The sequence below is a fragment of the Aristaeella lactis genome (assembly GCF_018118585.1).
Lineage (GTDB): Bacteria > Bacillota > Clostridia > Christensenellales > Aristaeellaceae > Aristaeella > Aristaeella lactis.
Genome location: NZ_CP069421.1, coordinates 1844458 through 1857585 on the forward strand (window position 1 = coordinate 1844458; position 13128 = coordinate 1857585).

At 56.2% G+C, this 13128-nt stretch carries 14 protein-coding genes; 3 read left to right on the plus strand and 11 right to left on the minus strand.

Annotation, left to right across the window (positions count from 1 at the left end):
- Positions 1 to 20: 20 nt before the first annotated feature.
- A complete protein-coding gene (locus JYE50_RS08505; RefSeq protein ID WP_084095118.1) occupies positions 21 to 791 on the minus strand; it encodes a ParA family protein in 771 nt (256 codons plus the stop codon).
- 37 nt (positions 792 to 828) lie between these two features.
- Complete coding sequence (rpiB, locus tag JYE50_RS08510) at positions 829 to 1287, minus strand: ribose 5-phosphate isomerase B (protein ID WP_084095119.1); 459 nt, start codon at positions 1285 to 1287, stop codon at positions 829 to 831.
- 98 nt (positions 1288 to 1385) lie between these two features.
- Here rpiB (JYE50_RS08510) and JYE50_RS08515 point away from each other — a divergent pair, with 98 nt between their 5' ends.
- The 3 genes from JYE50_RS08515 to JYE50_RS08525 all read left to right on the plus strand — a co-directional run bounded on the left by JYE50_RS08515 (position 1386) and on the right by JYE50_RS08525 (position 3882).
- Complete coding sequence (locus JYE50_RS08515) at positions 1386 to 2132, plus strand: metal ABC transporter ATP-binding protein (protein WP_084095120.1); 747 nt, start codon at positions 1386 to 1388, stop codon at positions 2130 to 2132.
- A complete protein-coding gene (locus JYE50_RS08520; protein WP_084095121.1) occupies positions 2132 to 2971 on the plus strand; it encodes a metal ABC transporter permease in 840 nt (279 codons plus the stop codon). The genes JYE50_RS08515 and JYE50_RS08520 overlap by 1 nt, the downstream gene beginning before the upstream one ends.
- Positions 2972 to 3084: 113 nt before the next feature.
- Positions 3085 to 3882, plus strand: coding sequence for an HAD hydrolase family protein (locus tag JYE50_RS08525; protein ID WP_084095122.1), 798 nt, complete (start codon positions 3085 to 3087; stop codon positions 3880 to 3882).
- Positions 3883 to 3912: 30 nt separating this feature from the next.
- Here the strand turns inward: JYE50_RS08525 and JYE50_RS08530 are convergent, their stop codons facing one another.
- The 9 genes from JYE50_RS08530 to JYE50_RS08570 form a co-directional block, all read right to left on the minus strand.
- Entirely contained in the window at positions 3913 to 4635 is a 723-nt protein-coding gene (locus JYE50_RS08530; RefSeq protein WP_084095123.1) for a class I SAM-dependent methyltransferase, read from the minus strand.
- Positions 4636 to 4669: 34 nt separating this feature from the next.
- Positions 4670 to 5314, minus strand: a complete 645-nt coding sequence (locus JYE50_RS08535; protein ID WP_084095124.1) for an HAD hydrolase-like protein — start codon at positions 5312 to 5314, stop codon at positions 4670 to 4672.
- Between the two features lie 24 nt (positions 5315 to 5338).
- Entirely contained in the window at positions 5339 to 5665 is a 327-nt protein-coding gene (locus JYE50_RS08540) for a MazG nucleotide pyrophosphohydrolase domain-containing protein (protein WP_084095125.1), read from the minus strand.
- Between the two features lie 24 nt (positions 5666 to 5689).
- Positions 5690 to 6616 (minus strand): NAD(P)H-dependent oxidoreductase, encoded by a 927-nt coding sequence (locus JYE50_RS08545; protein ID WP_283399164.1) that lies wholly within the window; start codon positions 6614 to 6616, stop codon positions 5690 to 5692.
- A 39-nt stretch (positions 6617 to 6655) separates the two neighbouring features.
- The gene (gene rpiB / locus JYE50_RS08550) at positions 6656 to 7114 is read right to left on the minus strand and encodes a ribose 5-phosphate isomerase B (protein ID WP_084095126.1); all 459 of its coding nucleotides are present in this window, start codon (positions 7112 to 7114) and stop codon (positions 6656 to 6658) included.
- Positions 7115 to 7226: 112 nt separating this feature from the next.
- Positions 7227 to 8108 carry a YunG family protein gene (locus JYE50_RS08555; protein ID WP_179138254.1) on the minus strand — a complete coding sequence of 294 codons (882 nt, stop codon included), beginning with the start codon at positions 8106 to 8108 and terminating at the stop codon, positions 7227 to 7229.
- A gap of 194 nt (positions 8109 to 8302) precedes the next feature.
- Entirely contained in the window at positions 8303 to 9601 is a 1299-nt protein-coding gene (locus tag JYE50_RS08560) for a COG1361 S-layer family protein (RefSeq protein ID WP_084095128.1), read from the minus strand.
- A gap of 3 nt (positions 9602 to 9604) precedes the next feature.
- A complete protein-coding gene (locus JYE50_RS08565) occupies positions 9605 to 12388 on the minus strand; it encodes an ABC transporter permease (RefSeq protein WP_084095129.1) in 2784 nt (927 codons plus the stop codon).
- Positions 12388 to 13074, minus strand: coding sequence for an ABC transporter ATP-binding protein (locus JYE50_RS08570; RefSeq protein WP_084095130.1), 687 nt, complete (start codon positions 13072 to 13074; stop codon positions 12388 to 12390). The genes JYE50_RS08565 and JYE50_RS08570 overlap by 1 nt, the downstream gene beginning before the upstream one ends.
- Between the last annotated feature and the right edge of the window lie 54 nt (positions 13075 to 13128).

Here is a 13128-nt window from a genome sequence, read left to right on the forward strand (position 1 = left end):
CTGAATTATGAATTGTCGTTTTACTTCTTTTTCTTGTTGCGGGACAGTACTTCTTTCGCCAGGCTCTCATAGGCCATGGCGCCGCTGCTGCGGGGATCATAGATGCAGATCGGTTCGCCGTGGCTCGGAGCCTCGCCCAGCCGGACGTTCCGGGGAATCGTGGTGGCGAATACCGCCTTCTTGAAGTGCTTTTTCACCTGGTCCACCACCTGCAGGCCCAGGTTGGTCCGGCCGTCCAGCATGGTCAGCAGGATCCCTTCGATCTCCAGATGGGGGTTGAAGGTGTGCTTCACCCGGTTCACCGTGTCCATCAGGGCCTTCACGCCCTCCAGCGCGTAATACTCGCACTGGATCGGAACCAGCACGCTGTCTGAGGCCGCCATGGCGTTCAGGGTCAGCAGGCTCAGGCTCGGCGGGCAGTCAATGAAGATGAAATCATAGTCATCCCGGACAACGCCAAGCAGCTTCTTCAGGTAGAACTCCCGTTCCTTCACGCTGACCAGCTCCACCTCGGCGCCGGCCAGGCGGATATCTGACCCGATCAGCTTCAGCTTTTTAATATCCGTGTCCTGAATGCAGTTCTTCAGGTCCGCGCGGCCCATCAGTGCGTCGTAAACCGAGCTGCGCTCGTTCACGCCTCTTCCGAAACCGCTCGTTGTATTCCCCTGGGGATCGAGATCCACCATCAGGACCTTTTTACCCGCCTGCGCGATGGCGGCGGAAAGATTCACGGCCGTGGTGGTCTTGCCCACCCCGCCCTTCTGATTCGCGATCGCGATGATTTTTGCCATATGTTTTTGCCTTTCATGAGGAACTCCGGACAGCGGTTTACGCTTCCGGAGCTTCTCCGTTCTCAATTCTTTCGATCATGTCGATCCGCCGCTGATGGCGTCCGCCTTCAAATTCGGCGGTCAGCCAGTGACGGGCGATCATTTTCGCCAGTTCCGTACCTACCACCCGGGCGCCCATGGTCAGGATATTGCTGTTGTTGTGCCGTTTGCTCAGTTCCGCGCTGTACACGTCGCTGCAGGTGCAGACGCGGATGCCTTTCACCTTGCCGGCAGCGATGCCGATGCCGATGCCGGTTCCGCAGATCAGGATTCCCCGGTCACATTCTCCGTCCGCCACCGCTTTGGCAGCCTTGTAACCGTATACCGGATAGTCGTCATCCCGGTTGTTCGCGTCGTAATTGCCGTAGTCCTTCCAGGCGAGTCCCATCTCGTCCAGCATCTTCATCAGTTCCTGTTTCAGGGCAACTCCGGTATGGTCACAGGCAAGTGCAATCATGGCTTATACGCTCCCGTTTCCTTATAATATTCCTTCGCATAGGAATCTATGCTATAATACATCATCATGCGCTGAATTTCAAGGAGGCGGGAAGATCAATGCCCCTGCATCACTGCGAGCTTTGCCACATCGATCTGGACAGGATTGCCGTCCGCCGCGGCGGCCAGACCCTGCTCCAGGATGTGTCCATGCATATCCATTGCGGACAGCTCACTGTCCTGATCGGGCAGAACGGCGCGGGTAAAACCACGCTGATCCGTGCACTGCTGGGACAGATCCCCCACACAGGCCTCATCCGCCATGTGGACGGCCGCGGGCTGGATATTCCGCACCTGCGGACCGGCTATGTCCCCCAGCACCTGCAGTTTGACCGGGAAATGCCTCTCACCGTCCGGGACTTCATGGCCGCTTCCCTGTCAAAGCGTCCGGTCTGGACCGGCGTCAGTAAAAAGACCCGTGCCCGGGTGGACGAAGCGCTTGCCTCCGTCAATGCCGAAAGTCTCGCGGACCAGCCCCTTGGCCGCTGCTCCGGCGGCGAACTGCAGCGCGTTCTGCTGGCCCTGGCCATGAATCCCGCGCCGGACCTGCTGGTGCTGGATGAACCCGTCAGCGGCATTGACCGTAACGGCCTGAAAATGTTCCTGGATACCCTGCTGGATCTCAAGCATTCCCATCATATGGCCATCCTGCTGGTCAGCCATGACCTGCGCTTCGTGCGGGAATACGCGGACCACGTGGTCCTGCTGGATAAATCCGTCCTGGCCCAGGGGTCCGCGGAAGAGGTCTTTGCCTCTCCCGAGTTTTCCGCGGTCTTCGGCTACAGCGGAGAGGAGGAGGCGGAATAATGGATACGATCTACAGCATCCTCGGTACGATCCTCCCCCTGGAGGCCTATCAGTACACCTTCATGAAAAACGCCTTCCTGGCGATCCTGCTGCTGACCCCGCTTCTCGGCCTGCTGGGCACCATGGCGGTCAATCACCAGATGGCTTTCTTCTCTGATGCCCTGGGCCATTCCGCCCTCACCGGCATCGGTCTGGGCATCATCCTCGGTCTGCGGAACGACCTGGTCGCCATGCTGGTCTTCGGCATTATCTGGGCTATCCTCATTTGCGTGATCAAACAGTCCGGTTCCGCCTCCGCGGATACGGTCATCTCTGTTTTCTCCTCCACCTCGGTGGCGGCAGGCCTGCTGATCCTTGCCCGTGGCGGCAAGTTCGCGAAGTATTCCTCCCTGCTGATCGGCGATATCCTGGCAGTCACTCCCGGGGATCTTCTCTGGCTGCTGCTGGCGCTCATCGGCACCCTGGCCTTCTGGGCGCTGCTGTATAACTCCCTGCTGCTCACCAGTGTGGACAGCTTCCTGGCCCGCAGCCGCGGCATCAAAACCCGCCTGGTGGAATGCGCTTTCGTGGTCATAGTCGCCGTTGCTGTCATGCTTTCCATCCGCTGGGTCGGCGTTATGCTGATCAACGCCCTGCTGATCCTGCCGGCTGCCGCCGGACGCAACATCGCCCGCTCTTCCCGCCAGCACGCGGTCTGGTCCGTGGTGCTCGCTCTTTTCAGCGGCCTGCTGGGCCTGACCCTTTCCTATTACCTGGATACCAGTGCCGGCGCGTCCATCGTGCTGGTCTCCGCCCTGTGCTATGCCGTTTCCCTGGCGGTCAGGAGCGCCCGGAAATAAATCTGCTTTCCCGCGGTTTCCCACGGAGGCCTTTCCGGTCTCCGTTTTCTGTTGCAAAGAACTTCCGGAGCCGCTACAATGGAGACTCATTCATACCCTGAGGAGGAACCTTCATGCTGCTTTTTTTCGATATCGACGGAACCCTGTTTGACGACAGCCGGAAGCTGCCGGCTTCTGTCCTTCCCGCCATGGAAAAAGCGCATGAGAACGGTCATCTGCTTTTTATCAATACCGGACGAACCCTGTGCAACACGGATCACCGGCTGGACGGTTTTCCCGTCGACGGCTGGATTATGGGCTGCGGTACCCGAATCGTATTCCGCGGTGAAACCCTGCAGAGCATGGAATATGATCTTCCCCAAAGTCTCCGCCTCCGGCAGCTTTTCCTGGATCTGAACGTGCCCCTCACCTATGAATGTGATACCGCCATCTATTTTGACCCCCTGGCGCCTTCCCATCCGGCCATTCCCCTCTTCCGGGACTTCGCCCGGAAAGCCGGACTCGACAGGGATATCACTGAAACCGATCCGGAGTTCAGGGCTGTGAAGATGTTCTGTTTCTCCGACACCCGTGACCTGATCGACCGGATTGAAAAGGAAACTGCTGCCATCGGTATGCCCTACACAGCCATAGACCGGGGCAAAGGCGGATGGGAGGTCGTCCCCGCGGCCTTCTCCAAGGGAACCGGTATCGACGTCATCCGGCAGAAGCTGAACGTTCCCCTGGAGGACTGCTTCGCCTTCGGCGACAGCCGGAATGATATGCCCATGTTTGAGCATGTGGGAAACAGCATCGCCATGGGCAACGCCCCGGAGGATGTCAAAGCCGCCTGCTCTTATGTCACAGATCTCCCGGAGAAGGATGGCATTAAAAAAGCCATGATCCACTTCGGGATCATAGCCGATGAATAAACAAGCCTTTGGACCCGGATGATCCCGGGCTCATTTTTTAGCCCTGACCAGGAAATTGAGTTCGGTAATGTCCTCTTCCTGGCATTCCAAATATCCGTTCAGCACAAAGCCGCAGCTGATCAGCCCGCCCAGGTATTCGTCCATGGTGTGTCCGTACTCAACCCATTCGGAATCATCATAATCCCGGGAACACCAGGGCATCCGGTTCACGGCCTTGTAGTAGCCGCCCTGCTCATCCTCCACCCGGTCACATACATACTGGATGGGAGCCGGAGCCATGATCATCAGTTCCCCTCCCTTGGCCAGTACGCGGAAACATTCCCGGAATACCACACTGACGTCCGGGATATACATCAGGGACGGAGGATTGAAGATCAGGTCAAAGGATTCATCTTCAAACCGGGACAGGTCGCAGATATTTCCCTTCACGATTTCAATGTTCAGCTTTTCCCGGTCAGCGATTACCATGTCCTTCTCCAGCATTTTGCCGGAAATATCGATCACCGTCACTTTTGCGCCGGCGCAGGCAAAAAGAGGCGCCTGCAGTCCGCCGGCTCCGGCGAGGCAGAGTACACGTTTTCCTTTGATATCCTTCAGCCACGCTTCCGGCACCTCCCCGCTCCAGAAGCGCAGGTGCAGTTCTCCTTTTCTCGCCGCCGCCAGTTCTTCCTTCGTGGCACATGCCGTCCAGTCCGCGTTGTTCACCACAAGATTGTCTATATTCTTTTCAACCTGTTCAAATACATTGTCCACTGTTTCTCACCTCATGGATCATCGTAAATCCTGATCAGATCAGTTCCAGGATACCGGCCGGTTCGGATACTAGATGGTCCGCTCCCGCTCCGGACAGCTCTTCCCGGGATCCGTATCCCCACAGCACCCCTGCGCTGTGCAGTCCGTTCGCTTTGGCGCCGGCAATATCCTGTGCCCTGTCCCCGATCATCAGGATGGCCTCCCTGTCCGCATCGCCGATCTCCTCCAGCAGGTGCGCGATCACATCCGCCTTCCTGCTGATACGGCCGTCCATGGTGGCCGCGCCGAAATAGCTGAAGTACGGATACAGCCCAAAATGCTTCAGGATCTGCACCGAGAACTCATACGGTTTGGATGTGGCCAGCGCCACAGTGACCTTTCGGTCCTGCAGTTCCTGAAGGAGCTCCGGTATTCCCTCATATACCTTGTTTTCCAGCATTCCGCCCGCCCTGAAGTATTCCCGGTAATACTCCACCGCCTGGCTGGCCTGTGCTTCGGAAAAGCCGCAGTACTTCCGGAAGGAATCCTGAAGCGGCGGTCCGATAAAGGAATACAGTTCCGTCCTGTCTTTCACCTCTATACCGTATTTCTTCAGGGCATACATGACAGAATTGGTGATCCCGATACCGGGATCCATCAGCGTTCCGTCCAGGTCAAACAAACAGTATTGGTATTTCATCGCCGTACCCCGTCTCCCGCCGGTTCACCAGCGCTTCATATTGTTTTCAAACTTTTCTGTATATGCGGCTTTCAGTTCTTCCGGTGTAATCCCGTAGCAGAGCATCACGTCGTTATAGTACATCAGCACGTCCGCCATTTCTTCCACAAGATGCTTCCTCACTTCAGGATCCCCGGCTGCCCTGGTTCCGCCATTCTTCTTGACGATATCGATCACTTCGCCGGTTTCGCCGATCATCCAGAGCAGCTTGTTCTTCCCGGTTTCCGGTCCGATCGCTTCCCACTTGTCTTTATACCTGTCCTGAAGCTGCCGCTGCATTTCCTGCATTTCATTCATGCCAAAGTCTGTCATGACTGTACGCCTTCCTTTATCGCGTCAGATTTCTTCAATGATGGAGGTTCCTTCCTCGCCCATCGTCCATTTCCACTTTTCATAGAACCGCAGTTTTCCGTTAACCTCCCGCGGTTCGGAATCGCAGGAACCCGACTTCTGTTCTCCTGCCTTATTGAGATGCTGATAGGTGAAATGCAGGCAGTGCTTTTCATCCATCGTTCCCACAAGGAAGCCCTTCACAACACTTCCGCCGGAATATTCCGCCCAGATAACGTTTCCCTGCTGGTGATAGCTGAAAATGGTCTGTGCAGACACTTCCCCGGTTTCAGAATTCTCCACCGCGGTAAAAAACCGGCCTTCCACGGAGAACGGTTCTTCCCCGGAAGCAAACAGGTCTTTCCCTTTCTCATAGGCTGTTTCCAGGTTCCGGTCCCAGTTCCTTTCCCGCTGTTCCAGTTCCCTTGTCATCCCGTCAAAGACGACAAACTCCTGCTTCCTGATCCGGTTAAAGAACCGGTCGCCGAACATCACCTTTTTCATGCTGTCCAGCAAGCCGAACTGTTCCAGTCTCTCTGCCGTATTGCCGGCGGTACACAGGATCAATCCCTTGTCCAGCATCTTCATCCTTTTTTCGCCGTATGCGAAGCCGTATGACCATACCCGGTCAAACCATCCAACCAGTTTCGCCGGGGCTTCCGTCCAGAACACAGGGTAGATCAGGACGATCGCGTCCGCCGCGTTAACCTTTTCCTGCTCTGCCAGCACATCCTCCGCCAGATCATTGGTGTCTCTGTAGTTGGCATCCCGCAGGTATTCCTTTTCAGACATGTCCGTCCGGAAATCCATGGCGTACAGATCCGAAAGAATATATTCATTTCCGGAATCTTCAATGCCCCTGATAAATGCGTCCCGGACATGCCTGGTAAAGGAATCTTCCGACGGGTGGCAGTAAACGATCAGTGCCTTCATTGCTTTTCCCTTTCTGCTTATAATGAACTCCGGACTGTTTTACGCGTCCGGAGCCTCTCCGTTTTCAATCTTTTCGATCATATCGATCCGCCGCTGATGGCGTCCGCCTTCAAATTCGGCGGTCAGCCAGTGCCGGGCGATCATCTTCGCCTTCTCTGTCCCTACCACCAGGGCACCCATTGTCAGGATATTGCTGTTGTTGTGCCGTTTGCTCATTTCGGCGCTGTATGCGTCACTGCAGGTACAGACACGGATTCCCTTCACTTTGCACGCGACGATACTGATACCCATCCCGGTGCCGCAGATCAGAATGCCCCGGTCGCATTCTCCCGAAGCCACCGCCCTCGCGGCTTTATACCCGTATATAGGATAGTCATCGTTCCGGTTGTTTTCGTCATAGCTGCCGAAATCCTTCCACGCAAGGCCCATCCCGTCCAGCATTTTCATCAGTTCATGCTTCAGGGCAACCCCATGATGATCACTCGCCAGTGCGATCATGACGCACACACCTCCGTCTCAGCGATTAACCTGATAATGATCAACTATAAATGTGAGTTTGTGTGGTTGTCTAAATCTTTGATATGCTTAAACACTCTATAATTCTGAATTCTTAATTCTGAATTCTGAATTGTGCTGAAAGCTTCGCTTTCAGCACCTCGTACCGTGCTTCCTTCTCAGCTTTCTGAAAGTGCTCTTCCCTCGTCTGTTCATACAGCAGGGAATAATCCAGTTTTTCATCTCCGAACTGTTCACTGGTCAGGTCAAACGCACAGTCCCCGACTGCGTTAAAACAGTGAAAATTCCCGTCTCCCAGCGGAACACCCCACACTTTTCCGCCGAAGATATCCTGTGCCAGGAAGGCCGTGATTGAGCACTGGCCCAGCGTCCGGTTCTCTTCGCTCCAGTCCTGCTGCATCCGGGGTGCACAGGTCTCTTTTTCCCATACGTGCCAAAGGATATTATACAGGTCCCTCGGTGTGCGGATTCCCGGATAGTCTGTTGTCTTCGCCGGAACCAGCGCGGTCTCCCAGCCGTAAAACCCGTAGGTGTTCATCCGGAACACCTGGCTGTTTTCTCCCCAGGCATCCTTCATTACAGCAACGAATTCCGCACCGTATTTTTCATACAGTCCCTGTTCCCGCGTGGAAACGTACACTGTATCATATCCGTCCTCCCGAGCCAGTTCCTTCACCTGGGCGATCAGTTTTCCCATCAGCCGGCGGCCCCGGTATTCCGGATAGGTATAAACAAATCCGATCCAGGGTTTCCGTTCCGTATCCGGGATTTCATCCTTCTCCGCATAGGTACAGAAGGAAGCCAGCTTCGTTCCGTCCGTCAGCAGCAGAACCTTTGCCTTTTCCCCATACCTTTCATGGAAACGGTTTTCTTTCAGGAGGGAATAAAGAAAAGCGCCTGCCTTCCAGTCGCAGTTCTTCAGCTGTTCCAGCCACTGTTCCCGGTTTGCCGCGTCTTCATAGATCTGGATATCCATCCGGCGTCCTCCTTCCCGGCAGTCATTCATTCTCTGATTATACAGGAATAGCCTCAGTTTGCAATACATACAGAATGCTTCCCGTATTAACCGCTTCACACAGGCAGGCGTAAACAACAGTGCCGGGCAGATTGATTCTGTCCGGCACCGTTGCTTTTCAGGAGGTTTTGAAAAAGGTTTTTGCCCTGTCTGTCTTACAGTTTGTCTTCTTCGAGACGATGCAGTTTCCTGCGCAGGATCACGCCCTGGAGAATCAGCAGGATCAGCAGCAATCCGCAGGCACCTGCCAGTGCCAGGGTCAGCGGAGAAGTCTGTTCCTTCTTTTCCTTTTTCCCGCTGTCCGTCTTATCGGTCTCAGTCTGCACCGGTTTTTCCACCTTCAGGTTCACCGGCAGTTCAAAGGAAGCGGGGTTTCCGTCCTGGTCCGTGCATTCCACCGTAATGGTACCGGAGAAATCACCGGCAGTATCCTTTGCGGGGCTCAGGATCAGCTGGGCCTGTTTGGTCTCACCGGGCTGGATGGTACCAACCAGCACGCTCTGGCGCTCGGTAATGCCCGGCATGGAAACAGTTGCCAGCACGTTCACAACGTCCGCTTTGCCCATGTTCATCAGGGGCAGCGTCAGGGTTGCGGAATCTCCTGCCACAACGCTGGAGGCCATTCTGATGCCGCCCTGTTCCAGCCGGATCTCCTGGCTGATGGACACCGTATTGTTCACGGTGTAGGTCGCGTCCTGGTCAAGGGCAGTCCAGTTCAGGTCCATTTTCAGCACATGCGGCGCCACGTTCGCTTTCTCCAGCACAGTCACCGGATACTCCACAGTCACGCTTTCGCCGATAGGCAGCGTACCGATCTTCAGGGTTTCTCCCTTTCTGGGAAGGATATGGCCGGCAGCGTCGTTCATCTTCAGCTCCAGGTTCTCTATGATGGTTGCGGAGCAGGGATTGGCCAGGGTGACGCGGATCACGCCCTCTTCTCCGACGTGGAGCTCGGACTGCACCTCGGTCACCGCGATAGCGGCTTTTTCAATGCTTTCCTTGGCGCCGCGGAACTTCACAATATAGGGGATCTCCGTGCTCAGCGGATTGCCGTCCTTGTCCTTGCCGGTCAGGCGGATCGTGCAGGGATAATCAGCATTCTTCTGGTCCGGGAACACCGACAGGGCAAAGCGCACTCCCCAGAGCCCCTTAGTCTCTTCATTGGCCTGCACGGTCATCACCTGGGGCTTGAAAGGGGACTTCTTCGTGTCATTCACCGCCAGTTCAGCTGTGATCGCGCCGGCAGCGCTTTCAGAGCGGACCGGGATCACCAGGTTCCATCTGTTCCTGGAAACGTCCGGCATATATCCCTGGTACCAGGAACGGTCCATACCGCGCAGCACCGCGGTATCGTCAATGGTAAATGCCTCAGTGTCTTCGGCCTGTACGCCGCATACAGGCATGAGGAACAAAGCGGTCATCAGGACCGCGATCCATTTATTGATTCTCTTCATATATTACAACTCCCTGATATTCTCAACGATCGGCCGGCGGGATACCTGGTACAGGCGGCCGCGGATGCCTGCTGTACAGGCCAGCGCGACACAGGCTGCCAGGATGGCCAGGACCGGTATCATAATCTGCGGATGGCAGAGCGTAAACAGTCTCAACGCGGGTATTCCGCTGACCGCGTAGAACAGGAGGCACGGGATCATGGCGCAGGCCGCGCAGATCCATACCGGCAGCCGGTAGCATCCCACCAGCATTTTCAGGTCAGCGCCCACAGCTCGAAGGGTACCGATCATCCGGGTGTCGGACCGGATCTGCCGGGACACACCGGATACCTGCATAAACACGGACACAGCAAAGAACAGAAGGGTCATGCCGGCCAGGATCAGGATCTCACGGATCTTTTTGGCCTGTCTCGCACGGTTGATCCGCAGTTCGTTTTCAAAGCCCAGCCAGCCCCGGTTTCCGATCTGCCTGAGCTGATTCTCGATCAATTCTTCCTGCTCCGGCGTCAGGCCGTCAGAAAGATAAACCTCAACCATTCCCGGATTCGGCAGCTTCAGGCCCAAAGCCTGCGCGCCTTTTTCTGATACAATAACGGTTAAGCCGCTCGCATAGCCGCTGCAGATCATTGGAGATCCGCTCAGGACAGCCCCGATGCTCACGTCAGCCTGCATAGCCTCCATGGACTGATACCAGGCCTTCCAGTTTGCACCGACAGGCATTTCGTTCGGAACATCTTCCGCTTTGTTTCCGGCCAGTTCCAGCAGACTCAGGGGCATTCCCTTTTTGAAATGATCATTGCGGATAACCAGATCCCACTCATCATCCTTAACCTGTCCGGATATTTGTTCTGTTTCTATCTGGGCGCCGCCCTGCTTCATCATCCTGACGCATACTGTCGGCGCGTAAACCAGCACCTGTTCGCCGCTGTCCATTTTTTCCGGATCGATGGTTCCGTCAACAACCCACTCTTTCAGTTCCTCCGGATCCACATCAGCGATCATGATGCTGATCGGTACAACCTTTTCAGCAATGCCAAGCTTGCTGCGGATCAGTTCCATCCGGTCCACATTCATCACCAGGTCGCTGGCCGTCCAGTCAACATTGCTCCGGGCCCTTGCATCCGCCAGTTCTTCGTCGGTGAAATACAGCCACGTATCAGGCTCTCCGAAAACACCCAGCGCGTTGATACTGTAACGAATCTCAGTACCGTCCTCAGTGACGCCTGTCAGGGTCCGGTCTTTTAAATACTCCGGTATCTCATCCATCAGCAGGTTGGCGGTGATTTCCGTGTTGGCCCTGACCTTGCTGACGCCGTCCATGCCAGAGATCTTCCGGATCTCATACCGGACGTCTTCAGCGCCGGATTCACACTGGGAAAACCTGTCTTCCGTATGGGTATTGCCCAGGTTGTACAGTTCGTATGCCGGATATTCACCGTCCTGGTTTTTGATCCCAAGGACAACCTCGCCCAGCAGCAGCGTGGACAGAAGTGTCAGCGCAATCATGCCTGCGGTACCGGCCTGACGCAGCGGATGAAGCCGCACCCGGCGTCCCGCGATCAGCGTATCCGGTTTAAACGCGCTGTGATTCTTCAGTTTCCCGGCACGGCGCAGCATACCCGTATCCCGCAGCACGCCCATAGGCATCTGGGCAGACGCGTGATAAAGCGGCAGCCGGGACGCGACAAACACGCACAGGCCGGACAGTCCAAGGATCGGGATCAGCAGCCAGATCTGCGGGGAAAACATCACCTGGCCCCGGCTAAGCACGGAAATGATCCGGGTTGCACCGATACCCAGCAGAAGGCCGGCAGGCAGCGCCGTAGCAGCCAGCATCCAGGCTTCCGCTCCGTAGATCCTTCGGATCTGCCGGCGCGTCGCACCGATGGCCCGCAGCATACCGATATCCTCTGTTTTCCGGCTCAGCAGGCTCTCCATAGCCGTTGTGATCCCGATACAGGCGGACAGCATCAGCGCCGCACCGAACACAACCCACAGGCCGATCCGGTTCACCAGATCCCTGGCCCGGTTCCAGCCGGAGTCATAATACACGGCCTCACCGGTTTCACGGCTCACACCGGCGACGTATCTTCCAAGGGCCAGCGGGCAGTTCCGCATCACCTGGTTCAGGGTGATCAGCGGCGCGTAGGTCAGCACACGGTGGACCTGCACGCCTCCTACGGCATACTTCTCCTCCGGGGAGACCACAATGGAAGGCAGCTTCATGCCTTCGCCTTCTGTATATCCATCCCAGTTCAGGTATTCCGTCTGTTCGTTCAGGATACCCACCAGGGTAAAAGTCTTTTGCTCTTCAGGCCCGTGAACCGGCTTCATGGTCAGTGTCAGCACATCGCCCACCTGGGCTTTGTCCTTATCCATGCGGATCAGGGCGCTCAGCTCCGCGGCGATCTCACCGGCCTTCTCCGGCATACGGCCTTCCATGAGCGTCCGGTTGATCAGCTTTTCAGCTTCTTCGTCATAGAAGCCTGTGCAGACGTCGGTGTCTTTCACACAGGCATCCACCATCACATGACCGATCCTCTGGAAAAAGCCGCAGTCCCGGAGCTGGTCATCTGTGGGGCCGCCGCTTCCCAGCATATACATATCCATCCAGCCTACGCGCTGGGCCATCTGTTCTTCGTGGCCCCGCACAGTTCCCCAGGCGCACAGGCTTGTGCATGTGGCCAGGAAAACAGCCAGCAGGATTCCGATAAAAAGGCTTATATAGGCTTTCCGGTTCACCCGGATATTTGCCTTCGCAACCTGGTTCAGCGTAAGGCGTTTCATCAGTTGGCCCCCTTGCCGCTGTCTTCAGCGACCCTGCCGTCCTCCAGTCGGATAATACGGTCTGCCTGTTCAGCTACGCCCAGGTCATGGGTGACCAGGATCATGGTAATGCCCAGCTCACTGCTCACGGTGCGCATCAGGGTCAGCACTTCCCTGCCGGTCTTTCCGTCCAGATTACCGGTAGGTTCATCCGCAAACAGGATGGAAGGTTTGTTGGCCAGGGCCCGGGCAATACAGACCCGCTGCTGCTGCCCGCCGCTCAGGGCGCCTGGCAGGTGGCTCAGCCGGTCATCGATATCCAGCATCTCCACCAGCCTTTTCAGGTAAGCTTCGTCCGGCTTGCGGTTATCCAGCATCACCGGCAGCAGGATGTTTTCCTGTGCAGTCAGCTCCCGCACCAGGTTGTAAGCCTGGAAAACAAATCCGAAGCGCCGGCGGCGGAGCACCGACAGCTGGTTGTCATTGTATTGGAACAGGTTGTTGTCCTGGTAGATCACCTTTCCGGATGTCGGCCGGTCCAGGCCGGACAAAAGATGAAGCAGGGTGGATTTGCCGCTGCCGCTCTTACCTGTGACAGCGGTAAAACTTCCCTGCTCAAAAGAGAGGCTGACACCGTCAACCGCATGTACCGCACCGGTACCGCTCCCGTAGGTTTTCATAAGATCTTCACAACGAATCATTTCCATCGTTCATCCCTCCTCGGAAGCCAGCATATCAAACCAACCTTACTTTCAGGTGAC